We start from the raw sequence: 17,976 nt of genomic DNA, 5'->3' as shown, positions 1-17,976 counted from the left end.
GCCAGGCCATGCCTGGCAGGGCCGCGGCGGTCGCTACCCAGTAGTGCCAGGCCATGCCTGGCAGGGCGGCAACGGCTCAGGCCTGCCTGAGCAGCTCCACCAGCTGCCGCAGGCGGTAAGGCTTGGGCAGGAATTCCACCTGCTCGGGCAGCGGCGGCAACTGCGAGCGTGCGTAGCCGGAGGAAAGGATCATCCGCGCCTGCGGCTGGTCGCGCGCAACATGCTCGCTCAGCTCGATGCCCGACATGCCGTTGGGCATGCTGATGTCACTGAACACCACATCGAAACGCGTATCGCCCTGCAGCAGCGCGACCGCTTCCTGCGCATCGGCCGTGGTAGCCACGTCGATGCCGAAGTCGCGCAGGGCCAGGCCGATCATCTCACGCAGATCGGTCTGGTCCTCCACCATCAGTACGCGGATCGGATCATCGGTCATGGGTTGGGTTCCTCTGTGGCGGGTAGCAGCAGGCTGACCGTGGTGCCAACACCGGGCGTGGTGGACACGTCTACGAAGCCGCCGCTCTGGGTGGTGAATCCGAACACCTGGCTCAGGCCCAGGCCGCTGCCCTTGCCGATGTCCTTGGTGGTGAAGAAAGGCTCGGTCGCGCGTTCGGCGATGTCCGGGGCCATGCCGTGTCCCTCATCGCAGACGCTCAACGTCACATAGGTCCGTTGCCGGGATGTGTCGGCGTCGGGGTCCATGCGGTGCTCCAGCGCGGTGGCGATCAATACCCGGCCGCCACCTACCGTAGCGTCCGCAGCGTTGCCGACCAGGTTGGCGAGCGCGGTCTGCAGCTGCACGGTATCACTGAGTATGGCAGGCAGGCCCGCAGCCAGCGCGGTTTCCAGGGTGACGCCGGCAGGGCAGGTGGCCTGCAGGGCGGGCAACCAGTCGCGGATCCGCGCATTGATGTCCAGCGTTTCGCGGATCAGGGTCTGCCCGGTGCTGAAGGCCAGCAGCTGCCGGGTCAGCAGTGCGCCACGATCGCTGGCCGCCTGCGCGGTGGTCAACAGGATGTTGGCACGCTCGTCATCGCCCATGCGTGCCGACAGCAGGTCCAGCGCGTTGACGATGGTGGTCAGCAGGTTGTTGAACTCATGGGCAAGGCCGCGGCTGAGCTGGCCGACCGTCTCGAACTGCTGGGTCTGGCGCAGCGCCCGCTGCGCATCGCGCAGCAGCCGTTGCGCCTGCCACTGTTCGGTGATGTCGCGGGTGATCTTGACGAAGCCCACGAGCTCACCGTTCTCGACCACCGACTCGATGACCACGCTGGCACGGAAGGGAGACCCATCTCGGCGCACCCGCCAACCCTCAGCGGCATGGTGTCCGCATTCCGCCGCCAGCCGCAGCAGGCGCTGTGGCTCTCCCGTATCGCGATCAGCGGGCAGGTAGAAGCGGCCGAAGTGGGTGCCGATGACTTCTTCCGACCGGTAGCCCTTGATGCGTTCGGCGCCGGGGTTCCAGCTGCAGACGATGCCATCGGGATCGAGCAGGTACAGCGCATGGTCGCGCACGCTGTCGATCAGCAATCGCAGCTGTCGGGAAGGGTCCGTCAACACGGACGGCGTCGAAGCGGCAGCGACCACGATGAAATGCGTATTACCTCTGTCAGGCACGAGAACGTAGGCAGTGGAGTGTGAAGAGGACGTGCATGCGACGCCTGTGCCATTGGTCGTATGCGGCTGAATGCGACAAGGAGTAACATCAGTCCCCTTTTCCAAACTGGAACCGACCTGCATGCGTCCTGGTGCGACTACGCGTGACCGCTGGATCTGGATGACGTCGGCGGTACTGGTGGCGGCTACGGCCGCGCTGGAACTGGTGGTACCCCTGGGCTATGCCGTGTGGCTGGCCTATTTCATGGCCATCGGCGTCACTGTGTTCCAGCGCAGCGCCCGGGTGCCGTTCGTGGTGGCTGTCAGCGCCTGCGTACTGCTGGCGGTGGGCTACAACGTGGCGCCGGCCAGCAACAACTCATCCTTCTCGTTCGTCAACCGGTCGATCGGTGGCGCGGCTTTCCTGATGATCGCACTCATCGCCTCGCGCGCCATCCAGGCGCGACGCGAGGCGATGCGTGCGCTGTGGCTGCAGGAGGCGGAGAACGCGGTGGCGCTCAGCCTGCGCGGTGAGCTCGGGCCGGAACAGATCGCCGAAGCGGCGGTGTCGACGCTGGCGACCCAGCTGGGTGCCGATGTCGGTGCGCTCTACCGGCTGGAAGGCGGACGCCTGCAGCTGACCGGTGGGCTGGCGTTGCCGAACGGCATCCCGGCCACGTTGGGCCTGCAGGAAGGGGTGGCAGGGCAGGTGGCCCGCGACCAGCGGGCGCGGCATCTGCAGGGGGATGAAGCGGCGCCGCTGGAGCTGCAGACCAGCCTGGGGCGCGTGCCTGTGCGTGAACGGATCCTTGCCCCGGTCAGCAGCGACGGCGCGATCGTGGGCGTGCTCGAGCTGGGCCGGGCGGCGGTTGGCGAACAGCGGGCGCTGGATGACGAGCTGCTGCTGCGCTGCGCCGAGACCATCGGCATGGCCCTGCGCACCTCGATGCTGCGCGCACAGCTGGTGGTGCTGCTGGAAGAGTCGCAGCGCCAGGGCGAAGAACTGCAGGCACAGCAGGAAGAGCTACGGGTGGCCAACGAGGAGCTGGAAGAGCAGAGCCGCAGCCTGATGCAGTCGCAGACGCATCTGGAACAGCAGCAGGCCGAGCTGGAGCAGAGCAACGTGCAGCTGGAAGAGCGCACCCACGAGCTGGAGGCGCAGAAGCAGGCGCTGCTGGTCGCGCAGGGGCAGCTGGTGCGCAACAGCAATGAACTGGCCGCCACCTCGCGCTACAAGTCCGAGTTCCTGGCCAACATGTCGCACGAGCTGCGCACCCCGCTCAACAGTTCGTTGATCCTGGCCAAGCTGCTGGCCGACAACAAGGACGGCTCGCTCAGCGACGAGCAGGTCAAGTACGCCCGCGCCATCCTGTCGTCGAACAACGACCTGCTGGCGCTGATCAACGACATCCTGGACCTGTCGCGCATCGAAGCAGGGCACGTCGAACTGGCCGACGAAGTGGTGGTGGTCGACAGCGTGCTGCAGCGACTGCGCGAAACCTTCGAGCCGATGGCGCGGCAGAAGGGCCTGACGCTGCAGATCGAGTCCGATGGCCTGGCCCCCAGCCAGCTGGTGGCCGACAACCAGCGCCTGCAGCAGATCCTGAAGAACCTGCTGGCCAATGCGGTCAAGTTCACCGAGCACGGCAAGGTGAGCCTGCACGTTCGCAGCGGCGGCAATGGCCGGATCCGATTCGAAGTGGCCGACAGCGGCATCGGCATTGCACGCGACCAGCTGCAGCTGATCTTCGAAGCGTTCCGCCAGGCCGATGGCAGCACCCGTCGCCGTTACGGCGGCACCGGCCTGGGCCTGTCGATTTCGCGTGACCTTGCGGTGCGCATGGGCGGTGACATCCAGGTGGACAGCGAGCCGGGCCGCGGCAGCTGCTTCATTCTCGAACTGCCGCTGCAGGGCGCGCCGGCAGCCGAGGCCGCCGCAGGCGCCGCAGCGCCGGTGCCCGTGCAGCCGGTACCCGCCCCCCCCGTGGCACCAGCCCCCCTTGCCCAGCGGTCCAGTGCCGCGCCGGTGGCAGCGGTGGCCGATGACCGTGGCCGCCGCCACCATGCGGGACGCTTGATCCTGGCCGTGGAGGACGATGCGGTCTTCGCCGAAGCCCTGGTGACGCTGGCGCACGAGCTTGATTTCGACTGCGTGGTGGCCACCACGGCCGAAGAGGCGCTGGCGCTGGCGGCGGACCTGCGTCCCAACGGCATCCTGCTGGACATCGGCCTGCCCGACGTCTCGGGCCTGACCGTGCTTGAACGGCTCAAGCGCAACCCCGACACCCGGCACATTCCGGTGCATGTGGTCTCGGGCATGGACCGCGGCCAGGTGGCACGCGAACTGGGCGCGATCGGCTTTGCGATCAAGCCGACCACGCGCGAGCGCCTGGTGGCTGCCATCGAACAGCTTGAACAGACCAGCCAGCGCGACGTGCGGCGCCTGCTGATCGTGGAGGACGACAACGATCTGCGCCGCAACCTGGAACTGCTGCTGGGCCGCGATCAGCTGCAGATCGCTGCTGTCGGTACGCTTGCCGCAGCGGTGGAGCAGCTGAGCACGGTCACCTTCGACTGCATGGTGATGGACCTGTCGCTGCCCGACGGCAGTGGCTACGACCTGCTCGAGCACATGGCAGGCAACGATGATGTCGGCTTCCCGCCGGTCATCGTCTATACCGGCCGTGCCCTCAGCCGCGAAGAAGAGCAGCGCCTGCGCCGCTACTCCAAGAGCATCATCATCAAGGGTGCACGCTCGCCCGAGCGCCTGCTCGACGAGGTGACGCTGTTCCTGCACAGCGTGGAGGCCAACCTGCCCAGCGACCAGCAGCGCCTGCTGCGCGAAGCGCGCCGCCGCGACACCGTGCTCGACGGACGCACCGTGCTGCTGGCCGAGGACGACGTGCGCAACATCTTCGCGCTGTCCAGCGTGCTGGAGCCGCTGGGGGTGACGCTGGAGATCGCCCGCAATGGCCAGGAGGCCGTCGACCGCCTGGCCCAGCGCGAGGTGGACCTGGTGCTGATGGACATCATGATGCCGGAGAAGGATGGCCTGCAGGCGATGCGCGAGATCCGCGCGCAGCGCCACCTGCAGGACCTGCCGATCATCGCGCTGACCGCCAAGGCCATGCCCGATGACCGTGAACGCTGCCTGCAGGCCGGTGCCAACGACTACATCGCCAAGCCCATCGACGTGGACAAGCTGGTATCGCTGTGCCGGGTCTGGTGCTCGCGGCAATGAACGAGCAGGCGCTGTTCGACCTGGAGCTGAAGGTGCTGCTGGAGGCGCTGTACCAGCGCTACCACTACGACTTCCGCAGCTATGCGGTGTCCTCGCTGCGCCGTCGCGTCAGCCAGGCTATGCAGCGCTACGAGTGCGAGCGCCTGTCGGACCTGCAGCATCGGCTGCTGCACGAGCCAGAGCTGTTCGCCCAGGCGATGCAGTTCTTCACCGTGCAGGTTTCGGAGATGTTCCGTGACCCGGAGTATTTCCGGCAGATGCGCGAACAGGTGGTACCGGTGCTGCGCACCTATCCCTCGGTGAAGCTGTGGGTGGCCGGCTGCAGTACCGGCGAGGAAGTGTGGTCGCTGGCGATCCTGCTGCACGAGGAAGGCCTGCTTGAGCGCAGCATCGTCTACGCCACCGACATCAACCCCGCGGCACTGGCCACGGCTGAGGCCGGCGCCTACGGCATCGACCGCCTGGCCCAGTTCAGCCGGAACTACCTCGCCGCCGGCGGCACCGCGTCACTGTCGGACTATTACAGCACCGCTTACGACGGCGCGGTCTTCGACCGCCAGCTGCGCCGCAACGTGGTGTTTGCCGACCACAGCCTGGCCACCGACACGGTGTTTTCGGAAGTGCACCTGGTGTCTTGCCGCAACGTGCTGATCTATTTCAACCGCGACCTGCAGGATCGGGCGGTGGGCCTGTTCCGCGAAGCCCTGGTGCATCGCGGCTTCCTCGGCCTGGGCAGCAAGGAGTCGCTGCAGTTCGGTCGCCATCACGATGCCTTCGAAGCCTGTTCGCGGGAGCACCGCCTGTACCGGAAGGTGGCCTGATGGCGGCGATGTCCCACCCTGACGTGGTGGTGATCGGCGCATCGGCCGGTGGCGTGGCCGCCCTGCAGATCGTGCTGGGTGCGTTGCCGGCCACCCTGCCGGTGCCGGTGCTGGTGGTGCTGCACCTGCCGCGCGACCGTTCCAGCCGCATCGCCGAGGTGCTGGCGCCGTACTGCACGTTGGTCCTGCGCGAAGCGGAGGACAAGCAGCCCCTGCAGGCCGGAACGGTGACGTTCGCGCCGCCGGACTACCACCTGCTGGTGGAGGACACGCAGGCCATCGCACTTTCGATGGACGAACCGGTGCTGTTCTCGCGGCCGGCCATCGATCCGCTGTTCGAATCGGCCGCAGCCGCGTTCGGCACGGGTGTGCTGGCGATCCTGCTGACCGGTGCCAGCAGCGATGGCAGTGATGGCGTGGCCGCCGTGCGCGCCGCTGGCGGCCAGGCCTGGTTGCAATGCCCCGAGGAGGCCGAGGCATCGATGATGCCGGCCTCTGCCCTGCAGCATGCCGGCGCCGACGCCGTGCTGCCCCTTGAACTGATGTGCCGCCGCCTGAAGGAGTTGTTTGCATGAACCTGCTGCCGCCGGACCCTGCCCAGTCGCAGGCGCCGGTCAACCTGCTGATCGTCGACGACGTGCCGCAGAACCTGGTGGCCATGCAGGCGCTGCTGCGCCGCGAGGGCGTCAACCTGTTGCTGGCGGACTCTGGCGCGCAGGCGCTGGAGCTGCTGCTGGAGCATGAGGTAGCGCTGGCGCTGCTGGACGTGCACATGCCGGAGATTGACGGTTTCATGCTGGCCGAGCTGATGCGCGGCTCGCAGCGCAGCCGGGATGTGCCGATCATCTTCCTGACCGCCTCGCCGGATGATCCGTTGCGGGTGTTCAAGGGCTACGAGACCGGCGCGGTGGATTTCCTGCACAAGCCGGTTGCACCGCAGGTGATCCTCAGCAAGGTCAATGTGTTCATCGAGCTCTACCAGCAGCGGCAGCTGCTGAAGGCGCGCAACGAAGCGCTGGAGCGCGCGTTGAAGCTCAACGAGACCATGGCCGCGGTGCTGACCCACGACCTGCGCACGCCGCTGTCGGCCATCCTGCTGTGTGCCGACAAGCTGTCGCTGGAACTGCCGGACGACAATGCCGGTGCGCAGCAGACACTGAGCTACCTGGAGGCCAGCACGCTGCGGATGGCACGCATGGTCGAGCAGCTGCTGGACTTCTCGCGGATCCGCAGCGGTGGCCTGCGCCTGCAGAGCAGCGTCTGTGACCTGGCCGAGGTGACGCGTGCGGTGCTGGTCGAGGCCGGTGCCGGCCATCGAACCGACCGTATCGCGCTGGATGTCCGTGGCGATTCGACGCTGCAGGGCGACATGGATCGCCTTGGTCAGATCGTCGCCAACCTGGTCGGCAACGCACTCACCCATGGCGCCGACGCGACGGTGCAGGTGCAGGTCGATGGTGGCGATGCACGGGTGGTCGCGCTGCGCGTACGCAACACCGGCCATGTCGATGAGGCGTTGCTGCCGCGCCTGTTCGAACCCTTCAAGGCCAGCTTCCACCAGAGCAACGGGCTCGGGCTGGGGCTGTACATCGTTGACCAGTTCGTGCGTGCCCATGGTGGCCAGTTGAGCGCGCGCAATGAGGCAGGGCACGTGGTGTTCGAGGCGCTGCTGCCTCGTCGATCCGATTTGCGCAGTCCGGCGGTTTCCTGAATTCTTCAGCTGGCGCGTGAGCGAACTGAGACGGGCTCGTCCGCAACTGCTACCGTGGCACCACTCTTGCAAAGGAAGCTCCATGCCACTGCGTGCCATCGCCTATGTCAGCCAGGCCAAGCCGGATCTGTCTGCCGCACGTCTGCAGACGCTGGTCGAGGATGCCTCGCGCTTCAACAAGATGGCAGGGGTGACGGGTGTGCTGCTGCATGACGGCGAACGCTTCCTGCAGTACATCGAAGGCCCGCCTGATGGCATCGATTCGGTCTATGAGCGCATCCTGCAGGCCGGCAGCCATGTCGACATCGTCGAGCTGGCGCGTGGCCGGCTGGGCCAGCGCCAGTTTCCGTACTGGGCAATGCGCGGGCTGCCGGTCGACGCCGCGCTGCTGCGTCAGCTTTCCGCAGGCGACTGGTCGGGATTCGCCCGCTCGGTAAACGGTGACAGCGTCGTGCTTACGGCAGTGGATCTGTTGGCCGAGGTCGTGCGGCCGGTACTCAGCGCGGGCTGACCGCTAACGCTGCGGGACGCAGTACGCCGCGTGCAAGGCCTGCAGCACTCCCAGCGCCGGACCCTCCAGCAGCCGATAGTGCAGTGCCTGTGCCTGCCGCCGCGTTGCCACCACATCCAGATTGCGCAGCACGGCCAGATGCTGTGACAGCGCCGATGCGCTCAGGCCAGTCAGGGCCTGCAGTTCCGGCACCGGTGCTTCGCCTTCCACCAGGCGACACAACACGCGCAGTCGCGCCGGGTGTGCCAGCGATTTCAGCAGGGCAGCCGCTTGTGCGGCATGCGTAGCCATCGCGGCACTGTCGGTGGTGATGCTGGGCACGGCTTGACTCGGTAGTTCAGGAAAATCTAATTTAGAGAAATCTAAATTGAAGGGCAAGCCGATGCGCGCGATGCAGAGGGGCAGGGCATGAACCTGCCATGGGCGGCAATTGCAGGCGGCGGCCTGATCGGTGCGTCGGCGGTGCTGCTGCTGGCCACGCTCGGTCGGGTGGCGGGCATCAGCGGTATCGCTGCCGGCGCCGCTGCCGCGCCGCGCGGTGATCGTGGTTGGCGCTGGGCTTTCCTGCTCGGACTGATGTCGGCGGCGGCAGCGGTGTTGAGCTGGCAGGCGGGTGCAGGACAACCACCACGCGCCTTGCTGCGCGACGCGCTGCCGGCCTGGCAATTGATCGCTGCCGGTGTCCTGGTGGGCCTGGGTACGCGGCTGGGCAACGGCTGCACCAGCGGCCACGGTGTCTGTGGCCTCGCCCGTGGATCGCGGCGATCGCTGGTGGCGGTGCTGGTGTTCATGGCCTGCGCGATGCTCACCACGTTCCTGCTACGTCACGGCGGAGGCCTGGCATGAGCCGCAGGTTGTGGGCGGCAGGTGTGGCCGGCGGCCTGTTCGGTGCCGGCCTCGCGCTGGCCGGCATGACCGATCCGCGTCGCGTGCTGGGGTTCCTTGATGTGGCTGGCGACTTCGATCCCACGCTGGCCTGGGTGCTGGCGTCGGCGCTGCTGGTCAGCGCACTGGGTCAATTCTGGCTGCGGCGGCGGCAGCGGCCATGGTGCGCCGAACGTTTCGAGCTGCCGACGGCGCAGGCTGTCGACACGCGGTTGCTGCTGGGTGCGGCGCTGTTCGGTATCGGCTGGGGCTGGGTCGGCTATTGCCCGGGGCCCGCGCTGGCCGCGTTGGCGGTGGGCGCGCGCGAAGCCCTGTGGTTCGTGCCAGCGATGGCTGCCGGTTTCTGGCTGCATGATCGCTGGCTGCGCTGAGGCTTCACGTTCGTCTCACCGTTGCGGGGTTCAGATCACCTTTCCCGGGGAACGGAGGACGACATGGCACGGATGAAATGGAAAGGCGGCGCGTTGCTGGCGGCGGCACTGGCGACGGCGGCAATGCCGGCGATGGCCTGCACGCGCGCGGTGTATCTGGGCGACAACGGCGATGTCATCACCGCCCGCTCGATGGACTGGAAAGTGGACGTGGCCACCAATCTCTACGTGTTGCCGCGTGGCATTGCGCGCACCGGAAAGGCGGGGCCTGGGTCGATCGCCTGGACTGCACGCTACGGCAGCGTGGTGGCCACCGGCTATGACATTTCCACCACCGATGGCATGAACGAGAAGGGCCTGGTCGCCAACCTGCTGTGGCTGGTCGAGTCGGAGTACCCGGCCCAGCGCAGCGGCAAGCCCGGCCTGTCCATCTCGTTGTGGGCGCAGTACGTGCTGGATAATTTCGCGACGGTGGAAGAGGCGGTGACTGCGCTGCAGCGCGAACCGTACTCGATCGTCACCGACAAGGTGCCGGGCGAGGACCGCCAGGCGACGCTGCATCTGTCGCTGTCCGACGCCACGGGTGACAGCGCGATCGTCGAATACATCGGCGGGCGCCAGGTGATCCACCATGATCGGCGCTATCAGGTGATGACCAATTCGCCGGTCTTCGACCAGCAGCTGGCATTGAACAGCTACTGGCAGCAGATCGGTGGCACGGTGATGCTGCCGGGCACCAACCGTTCGGCCGACCGCTTCGCGCGGGCCTCCTTCTACATCAACGCGATTCCGAAAGCGGAAGATCCGGTGGAGGCGCTGGCCAGTGTGTTCAGCGTGATCCGCAACGTGTCGGTACCGTTCGGCATCACCACGCCGGGCGAGCCCAACATCTCGTCCACCCGCTGGCGTACGGTCGCCGACCACAAGCGGCGCCTGTATTTCTTCGAGTCGGCACTGACGCCCAACACCTTCTGGGTCGACCTGACCAAGGTCGATTTCGGCGGAAAGGTGCTCAAGCTCGATCTCGGCCGTGACCAGCGCAATACCTTCGCCGGCGATGCACTGGGCCATTTCGTACCCAGCGCACCGTTCACCTTCCTCGGCGTCGACGGCTAGTTCGACGCCTGGCTGGAGGCCGGGTAGACCGCCTGGATCGTGCAGGCGCCGCGGCGGGTGAAGCGGGGCAGCGGCGCCACCGCGTCGCTGCGCTCGTCGAAGCTGGCGAAATCGGCCGTAACCACGCGGTCGCCGGGGTTGCCGCAGATCAGGCCGTTCTGCATGCCGGATTGGAAGCTCAATTCCGGCGAGCGGTCCAGCTGGAGGCAGTGGCTGCCCAGTTCAACACGGTAAAAGCGATGGCCGCCGCTACGCAGCGGGTTGGTTTCCACCAGCATGCCCTGCGTGTCGGACGACCAGCCGCGCACATTGCGGGTGGCGAAGCAGTACGAGGCCGAGCCGCCGAAGCCGCGACGGACGTCCTTGCGTTGGCGGATCGTCAGGGCGGGCAGGGTGGCCGTGCGCAGGCTGTCGCTGTCGCGGGCCACGCTGGCATAGTCGCGGGCCTGGACCGGGGTGACTGCACTGACGGCACAGCTGTGGCCATCGACCACAACGCGCTCGCTGGGACGACCGCAGGCCCAGCCGGCGGGTGCTTCCAGCTTCAACGTGGTGGCTGCGCGGACGCCGGGGCAATCCTCGGCGAAGTCGATGCGATAGGCTTGGCCGGAGGCGGCACGCAGCGCGATCGAGCGCGGTGATGCCTGCTCCACTTCCTGGACGCCGACAGCGTCCATGCAGTGCGGGGCCGGTGGCATGCGTTCCTGTGCCGAAGCCGTGGCGGTGAGCACCAGCGCGAGGCTGGCGGCCAGTACCATGGATGCGTGCCTGTAAGTCATGTCCTGCACTCCCTGCGTTGGATGACGGGCCGACTATAGCAGCGGTTTGCACGGCAAGTGTTACACGCGCAGACTGCTCGGATGGGCGCCATCTTCCATCTACGGCACTACGGTCAGGCCACCGGCCTGGATCGCCACGGCTATGCGCAGTGGGTGCTGCCGCTGCAGGGTGAGCTGCAGTTCGAGATGGAGGGCAGGGGCGGCCGTCTTGACCTGCTGCAGGGCGCATTCGTGGCGGCCGGCGAGGCGCACGACCAGATGGCCGACGGCCCCAATGGTTTCGTGATTGTCGACTGCGGGCCGGGCGTGCTCGATGACGCGACCCAGGAGCACCTGTGCCGGCAGCGCTGGCTGCATCTCCCGCTGTCGCTGCGGCAGCGGCTTGCCCAGGTGCAGACGGGCCGGCCTGTGCCAGCGCTGCTGCCGGAACTGCTGCGGGTCTTCGCGCCTGCCGGTAGTGGTGCGCGCCTGCAGGGCCTGTGCGCTGCGGTCGAGGCGATACCGGGGCAGGCATGGTCGGTAGCGCGCATGGCTGCCTTTGTCGGCATCAGCGAAAGCCGCCTGCATGCGGTGTTCCGGAGTGAGTTCGGGCTCAGCCCGCAGGCGTGGCTCAGTGCCAGCCGCCTGCGCTGGGCCAAGCACCAGTTGCGGGTCAGCCCGGCATCGATCAGCGATATCGCACTGGCCGCAGGGTATTCCGAGCAGAGTGCACTGACCCGTGCGCTGCGCCGCGAATGCGGGCAGACGCCGGCGGCATGGCGGCGAGCCACACCCAACACTGCGGAAGCGAACCGGCAGTAGCCTCGGTCAAGACCGGTCGGCAAGGGGCCGCTTACACTGCGCGGCCCGTTCTTGCTGTGAACCTGCAATGCGCAACAACCCGATTGCCCTGGGCATCGCCAATGGCATCGCCGCCGGTGCGCTGTGGGGCGTGGTCTTCCTCGCGCCCGCCGTGTTGAGCACGTTCAATGCCCTGCAGCTTTCCGCCGGCCGCTATCTGGTTTATGGCCTGATCGCCGTGGTCCTGCTGCTGCCGCGCTGGAAGCGGCTGGCGCCGAAGCTCGGTCGCGCCGAGTGGATCGGCCTGTTGTGGCTCAGCCTGGCCGGCAACCTGGTGTACTTCCTGCTGTTGGCCACGGCGGTGCAGTGGGCCGGTGGCGCCGCTGCTTCGTTGATTGTCGGCCTGATTCCGGTCGTGGTCACCCTGGTGGGCGTGCGCGAGCAGGGTGCGGTGCCGTTGAAGCAGCTGCTGCCGGCGCTGGCGCTGTGCGTGCTCGGCGTAGCGATGGTCGGCTGGGAGGCGCTGATGTCCGAGCATCTGGGCACGCCTTGGCGGCAACGCCTGATCGGCCTGCTGTGCGCGTTCGGTGCGTTGTTCTCGTGGGCGCTGTATTCCATCGGCAACAGCCGCTGGCTGTCGCGGCGGCCCGACCTTTCCAGCCACGACTGGTCACTGCTGACCGGCGTCACCACCGGCGGGTTGTCGCTGCTGCTGGTGCCGATGGCGTTCAGTGGACACAACCAGGCGCATACGGCTGCGCAATGGGGTGGGTTCTGGGCCATCAGCGCCAGCGTGGCGGTGGTCGCCTCGATCCTCGGCAATGCGTTCTGGAACCGGGCCAGTCGCCTGCTGCCGCTGACCCTGACCGGGCAGATGATCGTGTTCGAGACCCTGTTCGCGCTGCTGTACGCCTTCGCCTGGCAGCGGCGCTGGCCCAGCCTGCTGGAACTGCTGGCGATCGTGCTGCTGGTGGGCGGGGTGCTGTTGTGCGCGCATGCGCATCGCACGCCGCGCGCAATCACCGAACATGTCGGCTGAATCGACGCATTGAGGGCGACGATCACCTGTTGGTCTCAGTTGCAACCAAATGCCGGCACGTTGGCCGATGATCGCTGCATGGAAATATTGCGCCGCAACACTTGACAGCGGCCATCGCGGCGGTGTTTTCTGTAGGCCATGGTCCTTGATGCCGCCAACGCCCGCCTGATCGCCCCCGCTACCGCGGGCCGTTCGACTGCGCCGGTCGCCATCACCACCACCATTACCACCACCACCGCCACCACTGCCCTGGTGCGGCCCGTCGTCTTCGTGTAACTCCCGAAAACAACGGCCCCGCACCATCCAGGTGACGGGGAAACTCGACCACCTGCATGCGACGGGGCCTCCAACCGAGGTCTGCATGTCTTCCATCGCTCCCGCCCATTCGCCTGCCGCGTCCGCATTGGCCGCGCCGTCCACTGTCGTGCACAAGTTCGGCGGCACCTCGGTGGCCGACGCCGAGCGCTATCGCCATGTCGCCGGCCTGCTGCTGGCCCGCCCCGAGTCGTTGCAGGTCAGCGTGGTCTCGGCCATGAAGGGGGTTACCGATGCGCTGATTGAACTGGCGCACCTGGCAGCCCAGGGCGATGCCGGCTGGCAGGAGGCGTGGCATGCGCTGCGCGCGCGGCATCGGGGTGCCGCGGTAGCGCTGCTGGGTGAGCAGGTGGGCGATACCGTGGACTGGATCGATGCACGCTTCGACCAGTTGGCCGAGGTGCTGGCCGCGCTGGCGGTGATCGGCGAACTGCCACGCGAGGTGCTCGACCGCGTGCAGGGCCTGGGCGAAGTGTTCTCCGCACAGTTGCTTGGTACCCACCTGCGCGCGCTGGGCGAGGACTGCGCGGTGCTGGATGCACGCGATGTGCTGGTGGTCGGCCACGGCGAACTGGGCGTGGATGTCGACTGGGATGCCAGTGCCGGCCGCCTTGCCGCGTGGCGGCTGCGGCACCCGCAGTCGCGCGTGGTCGCCACCGGTTTCGTCGCCCGCGACCGCCAGGACCGCGTCACCACGCTGGGCCGCAACGGCAGTGACTACTCCGGCGCGATCTTCGCCGCACTGCTCGCCGCCGATGAACTGCATATCTGGACCGACGTCGACGGCGTGCTGTCGGCCGACCCGCGGCTGGTGCCGGAGGCCGTGCAGCTGCACGCGCTGAGCTACGACGAGGCCTGCGAGCTGGCCTATTTCGGGGCGAAAGTGGTGCATCCGCAGACGATGTCACCGGCGATCCGGCTGGGCCTGCCGATCTTCATCCGCAATACCTTCCAGCCCAGCCATCCGGGTACGCGGATCAGCGCCGAGCGCTCGCCACGTGGCCCGGTGAAAGGGCTGACGCTGAGCACGGATCTGGCCCTGCTGAACCTGGAAGGCACCGGCCTGATCGGCGTGCCGGGTACCGCCGAACGGGTGTTCGCCGCGCTGCGCCAGGCACAGGTCTCGGTGGTGATGATCTCGCAGGGCTCTTCCGAACATTCGATCTGCTGTGTTGTCCGCGCAGGCGAAGCGGCGCGTGGTCGCGATGCCGTGGTGCAGGCGTTCTCGCACGAGCTGGCCGCCGGCCAGGTGCAGCGCGTGCAGGTCAGCGAGGGCGTCAGCGTGCTGGCCGCCGTGGGCGATGGCATGGCAGGCCAGCCGGGTGTGGCTGCACGGCTGTTCGAATCGCTGGGCCGGGCGCAGGTGAACATCCTGGCGATCGCGCAGGGGTCCTCCGAACGCAACATCTCGGTGGCGGTGGCAAGCGCCGACGCGACCCGCGCGCTGCGTGCCGCGCATGCCGGGTTCTGGCTGTCGCCGCAGACGTTCGCGGTGGGGGTGATCGGTCCGGGCAATGTTGGCGCTGCGCTGCTGGACCAGCTGCTGGCGGCGCGCCCGCAGTTGCTGGCCAAGGCCAATGTCGATCTGCGCCTGCGCGCGCTTGCGTCACGCTCGCGCATGCGCCTGGAGGCCGATGGCCTGCATGAAGACTGGCGCCAGGCGCTGCAGGACGCCGGCCAGGCCAGCGATCTGGACCACTTCACCGAGCACCTGCTGGCCGCGCATCTGCCGCATGCGGTGGTGATCGACTGCAGTGGCAGTGCAGAGGTTGCCGAGCGCTATGAAGGCTGGCTGGCCGCCGGCATCCATGTGGTGACCCCGAACAAGCAGGCTGGCGCCGGTCCGCTGGCACGCTACCAGCGCATCCGCGCGGCGGCGGCGGCCAGTGGTGCGCGCTTCCGCTACGAGGCCACGGTGGGTGCCGGCCTGCCGGTGATCACCACGCTGCGTGACTTGGTGGATACCGGAGACGAAGTGCTGGCGATCGAAGGCATCTTCTCCGGCACGCTGGCCTGGCTGTTCAATCGTTTTGACGGCAGCCAGCCGTTCTCGGCACTGGTCGCGCAGGCGCGCTCGATGGGCTACACCGAGCCGGATCCGCGCGACGACCTGTCCGGCGTGGATGTTGCGCGCAAGCTGGTGATCCTGGCCCGCGAGGCCGGTCACGCGCTCAGCCTGGAGCAGGTGCAGGTGGAGAGCCTGGTGCCGGCGTTGCTGCGCGAAGGAAGCGTGGGCGATTTCATGGCCCGCCTGGGTGCCTCCGATGAGGCGCTGCTGGCCCGGCTGCACGATGCCCGCCAGCGCGGTGCGGTGCTGCGCTATGTCGCGCGGCTGGGGCCGGATGGCGCGTCGGTCGGGCTGCAGGAGCTGCCGGCCGACCACGCGTTCGCCAACCTGCGGCTGACCGACAACGTGGTGCAGTTCCGTACCCGCCGCTACTGCGACAACCCGCTGGTGGTGCAGGGCCCGGGCGCGGGCCCGGAAGTCACCGCTGCCGGCGTGTTCGCCGATCTGCTGCGGGTGGCGGCCGGCGAAGGAGCGCGGCTGTGATCGCACGCGCTTTCGCACCCGCATCGGTGGCCAACGTGGCGGTCGGCTTCGACATCCTCGGCCACGCCATCGCCGGTATCGGCGATACGGTGAGCGTCCGCCGCATCGACGAACCATTGGTGCGCATCGATGCGATCCGTGGCAGTGCGGTCGAACTGCCGCTGGATGCACCAGGCAATACAGCAGGGGCCGCGCTGATCGCACTGCGTGCAGCGCTGGGGCTGGGCTTCGGTTTCGCCATCGAGATCGACAAGGGCATTCCGTTCGGCTCCGGCATGGGCGGATCGGCGGCCTCCTGCGTGGCCGCGCTGGTGGCAGCCAATGCAGTGCTGGACATGCCGCTGCCGCGCGAGGCGCTGTATCCGTTCGCACTGGATGGCGAAGCCGTGGCCAGCGGTGGCCGCCATGGTGACAACGTCGGCCCGCTGCTGCTGGGCGGCGTGGCGCTGTGCACGGCTGATCGCTTGGTGCCGATTCCGGTACCGGCCAGCTGGCACAGCCTGCTGGTGCATCCGCATGCGGTGCTGGAGACCCGGCGGGCACGACAGGCGCTGCAGGGCAGCTATGCGCTGGGCGAATTCGTCGCGCAGAGTGCCCACCTGGCGCTGGTGTTGAGCGGTTGCCATCGCAGCGATGCCTCGCTGGTGCGCGCCGGCCTGCGCGATGTGCTGGTGGAACCGCGGCGGGCGGGCCTGATCGTGGGCTTCGACGCGGCACGCGATGCTGCACTGGCCGCCGGCGCGATGGGCGCGGGCATTTCCGGCGCTGGGCCCAGCGTCTTTGCCTGGTTTGAAGATGCCGACCGGGCGCGCGCGGCAGCGCAGCCGGTGCGTGCGGCGTTTGCCGCTGCCGGCTTCGACAGTGATGCCTGGATCTCGCCGCTGGATGCACCCGGAGCCTGCTTGTGCTGAATCCTTCCTCCCTACCGGATATCGACCTCATGCAATTCGTTTCGACCCGCGGCCAGTCGCCGGCCGTTGGACTCAGTGCGGCCATCGCTGCCGGTCTCGCCCCCGATGGTGGCCTGTACGTACCGGAGGTGCTGCCGGCGCCGCGCGCGCTGCAGGCCGGTACGAGCCTGGCCGATACCGCCGCTGACCTGCTGGCGCCGTTCTTCTCGGGCGATGTGCTGGCCGAGGCCTTGCCATCGATCTGCCGTGAGGCCTTCGATTTCCCCGTGCCATTGCGCGCGCTGCGCAACAGCGGTGACCATGTGCTGGAGCTGTTCCATGGGCCGACGGCGGCGTTCAAGGATATCGGCGCGCGCTTCCTCGCCGGTGTGCTGTCGCGGCTGCAGACCGGCAAGGGCCGCGATCTGACCATCGTCGTGGCCACCTCCGGTGACACCGGTGCAGCCGTAGCGGCGGCCTTCCATCGGCAGCCCGGTGTACGCGTGGTGGTGCTGTATCCCGATGGGCGGGTGTCGCCGCGACAGGCGCACCAGCTCGGCTGCTTTGGCGACAACATCCAGGCGCTGCGGGTGGCCGGTTCGTTCGATGATTGCCAGGCGATGGTGAAGCAGGCGCTGGCCGACCGCGATCTGCAGGCACAGGTGCCGCTGAGCTCCGCCAACAGCATCAGCCTGGGCCGGCTGCTGCCGCAGATGAGCTATTACGCGCATGCAGCGCTGAGCCATCATGCGCAGCATCAGCGGCGCTTGAACCTGGTGGTGCCGACCGGCAACCTCGGCAATGCGATGGCGGCAGTGCTGGCGCGCGCGCTGGGCGTGCCGATCGGGCAGATCGTGCTGGCCACCAACGCCAACGCGGTGCTGCCGCGCTATTTCAGTGGCGATCCGTACCAGCCAGCGGCCAGCATTGCGACCGTGGCCAACGCCATGGATGTCGGCGCGCCCAGCAACTTCGAGCGGCTGCGCTGGCTGTACCAGGGCGACGATGCCGAGCTGCGGGCGGCGTTCCGCGCCTTCGCAGTGGATGACGTGACCATCCGCGCGACCATCGCCAGCGCCCATGCCAGCGACGGTGAACTGTTCTGCCCGCACACGGCCACGGCGGTGAAGGTGCTGCAGGATCTGCGCGCCGGTGGCGCCAAGGGTGACTGGGCGGTGGTTGCTACCGCGCACCCGGCCAAGTTCGAGGCGGTGGTGGAACCGTTGATCGGCGAAGCAGTGGCGGTGCCGCCGGCCTTGGATGCATTGCTGCAGCGTCCGGCACATGCCGAACCATTGGCGGCGGACTACGCGGCATTGCGTGAGGTGTTGTTGCGTTGATGGAGGCGCCTGCGTGGTTGCCGGCCAGCG

At 67.9% G+C, this 17,976-nt stretch carries 18 protein-coding genes; 14 read left to right on the top strand and 4 right to left on the bottom strand.

Going from position 1 to position 17,976, the window contains the following annotated elements:
* Positions 1-76 precede the first annotated feature (76 nt).
* Positions 77-436 carry a response regulator gene (locus tag BW38_RS11720; protein WP_025874874.1) on the bottom strand — a complete coding sequence of 120 codons (360 nt, stop codon included), beginning with the start codon at positions 434-436 and terminating at the stop codon, positions 77-79.
* Positions 433-1,560 carry a PAS domain-containing sensor histidine kinase gene (locus BW38_RS11725; protein WP_032976156.1) on the bottom strand — a complete coding sequence of 376 codons (1,128 nt, stop codon included), beginning with the start codon at positions 1,558-1,560 and terminating at the stop codon, positions 433-435. The genes BW38_RS11720 and BW38_RS11725 overlap by 4 nt, the downstream gene beginning before the upstream one ends.
* A gap of 178 nt (positions 1,561-1,738) precedes the next feature.
* On the opposite strand from BW38_RS11725, the gene BW38_RS11730 reads away from it, so the two are divergent.
* The 5 genes from BW38_RS11730 (at position 1,739) to BW38_RS11750 (ending at position 7,880) form a co-directional block, all read left to right on the top strand.
* The gene (locus BW38_RS11730) at positions 1,739-4,837 is read left to right on the top strand and encodes a response regulator (protein ID WP_032976088.1); all 3,099 of its coding nucleotides are present in this window, start codon (positions 1,739-1,741) and stop codon (positions 4,835-4,837) included.
* Entirely contained in the window at positions 4,834-5,658 is an 825-nt protein-coding gene (locus BW38_RS11735) for a CheR family methyltransferase (protein WP_032951761.1), read from the top strand. The genes BW38_RS11730 and BW38_RS11735 overlap by 4 nt, the downstream gene beginning before the upstream one ends.
* Positions 5,658-6,233, top strand: coding sequence for a chemotaxis protein CheB (locus tag BW38_RS11740; RefSeq protein ID WP_025874869.1), 576 nt, complete (start codon positions 5,658-5,660; stop codon positions 6,231-6,233). Before BW38_RS11735 ends, BW38_RS11740 begins: the two co-directional genes overlap by 1 nt.
* Positions 6,230-7,369, top strand: coding sequence for a hybrid sensor histidine kinase/response regulator (locus BW38_RS11745; RefSeq protein ID WP_032976087.1), 1,140 nt, complete (start codon positions 6,230-6,232; stop codon positions 7,367-7,369). Before BW38_RS11740 ends, BW38_RS11745 begins: the two co-directional genes overlap by 4 nt.
* An 82-nt stretch (positions 7,370-7,451) precedes the next feature.
* Positions 7,452-7,880, top strand: coding sequence for a BLUF domain-containing protein (locus BW38_RS11750; protein ID WP_025874866.1), 429 nt, complete (start codon positions 7,452-7,454; stop codon positions 7,878-7,880).
* A gap of 3 nt (positions 7,881-7,883) precedes the next feature.
* Here BW38_RS11750 and BW38_RS11755 read toward each other — a convergent pair whose 3' ends face one another.
* Positions 7,884-8,171, bottom strand: a complete 288-nt coding sequence (locus BW38_RS11755; protein WP_032976155.1) for a metalloregulator ArsR/SmtB family transcription factor — start codon at positions 8,169-8,171, stop codon at positions 7,884-7,886.
* Between the two features lie 117 nt (positions 8,172-8,288).
* Between BW38_RS11755 and BW38_RS11760 the strand changes: the two genes are divergently transcribed.
* From BW38_RS11760 to BW38_RS11770, 3 genes are all read left to right on the top strand, one after another.
* Positions 8,289-8,726, top strand: a complete 438-nt coding sequence (locus BW38_RS11760) for a hypothetical protein (protein WP_025874862.1) — start codon at positions 8,289-8,291, stop codon at positions 8,724-8,726.
* The gene (locus tag BW38_RS11765) at positions 8,723-9,136 is read left to right on the top strand and encodes a DUF6691 family protein (RefSeq protein ID WP_032976086.1); all 414 of its coding nucleotides are present in this window, start codon (positions 8,723-8,725) and stop codon (positions 9,134-9,136) included. The genes BW38_RS11760 and BW38_RS11765 overlap by 4 nt, the downstream gene beginning before the upstream one ends.
* A 63-nt stretch (positions 9,137-9,199) precedes the next feature.
* Positions 9,200-10,252, top strand: coding sequence for a linear amide C-N hydrolase (locus BW38_RS11770; RefSeq protein WP_032976085.1), 1,053 nt, complete (start codon positions 9,200-9,202; stop codon positions 10,250-10,252).
* Here the strand turns inward: BW38_RS11770 and BW38_RS11775 are convergent.
* Complete coding sequence (locus BW38_RS11775; RefSeq protein ID WP_032976084.1) at positions 10,249-11,031, bottom strand: DUF6491 family protein; 783 nt, start codon at positions 11,029-11,031, stop codon at positions 10,249-10,251. The two genes, BW38_RS11770 and BW38_RS11775, sit on opposite strands and share 4 nt — an antisense overlap.
* Positions 11,032-11,112: 81 nt before the next feature.
* On the opposite strand from BW38_RS11775, the gene BW38_RS11780 reads away from it, so the two are divergent.
* From BW38_RS11780 to thrC, 6 genes are all read left to right on the top strand, one after another.
* Positions 11,113-11,832: an AraC family transcriptional regulator gene (locus tag BW38_RS11780; RefSeq protein ID WP_032976082.1), complete on the top strand. Its 720-nt coding sequence runs from the start codon at positions 11,113-11,115 to the stop codon at positions 11,830-11,832.
* Positions 11,833-11,899: 67 nt separating this feature from the next.
* Positions 11,900-12,850: a DMT family transporter gene (locus tag BW38_RS11785; protein WP_032976081.1), complete on the top strand. Its 951-nt coding sequence runs from the start codon at positions 11,900-11,902 to the stop codon at positions 12,848-12,850.
* A 138-nt stretch (positions 12,851-12,988) separates the two neighbouring features.
* Positions 12,989-13,126 carry a hypothetical protein gene (locus tag BW38_RS22005; protein WP_200867501.1) on the top strand — a complete coding sequence of 46 codons (138 nt, stop codon included), beginning with the start codon at positions 12,989-12,991 and terminating at the stop codon, positions 13,124-13,126.
* An 85-nt stretch (positions 13,127-13,211) separates the two neighbouring features.
* The gene (gene thrA / locus BW38_RS11790; protein ID WP_032976079.1) at positions 13,212-15,716 is read left to right on the top strand and encodes a bifunctional aspartate kinase/homoserine dehydrogenase I; all 2,505 of its coding nucleotides are present in this window, start codon (positions 13,212-13,214) and stop codon (positions 15,714-15,716) included.
* A complete protein-coding gene (locus tag BW38_RS11795; RefSeq protein WP_032976078.1) occupies positions 15,713-16,627 on the top strand; it encodes a homoserine kinase in 915 nt (304 codons plus the stop codon). The genes thrA and BW38_RS11795 overlap by 4 nt, the downstream gene beginning before the upstream one ends.
* 29 nt (positions 16,628-16,656) lie before the next feature.
* The gene (gene thrC / locus BW38_RS11800; protein ID WP_032976077.1) at positions 16,657-17,946 is read left to right on the top strand and encodes a threonine synthase; all 1,290 of its coding nucleotides are present in this window, start codon (positions 16,657-16,659) and stop codon (positions 17,944-17,946) included.
* Positions 17,947-17,976: the final 30 nt, after the last annotated feature.

Origin of the sequence: Stenotrophomonas sp. RIT309, assembly GCF_000632045.1 — a bacterium.
GTDB classification, from domain to species: domain Bacteria; phylum Pseudomonadota; class Gammaproteobacteria; order Xanthomonadales; family Xanthomonadaceae; genus Stenotrophomonas; species Stenotrophomonas indicatrix.
This window is presented reverse-complemented; position numbering and strand designations above follow the sequence as displayed.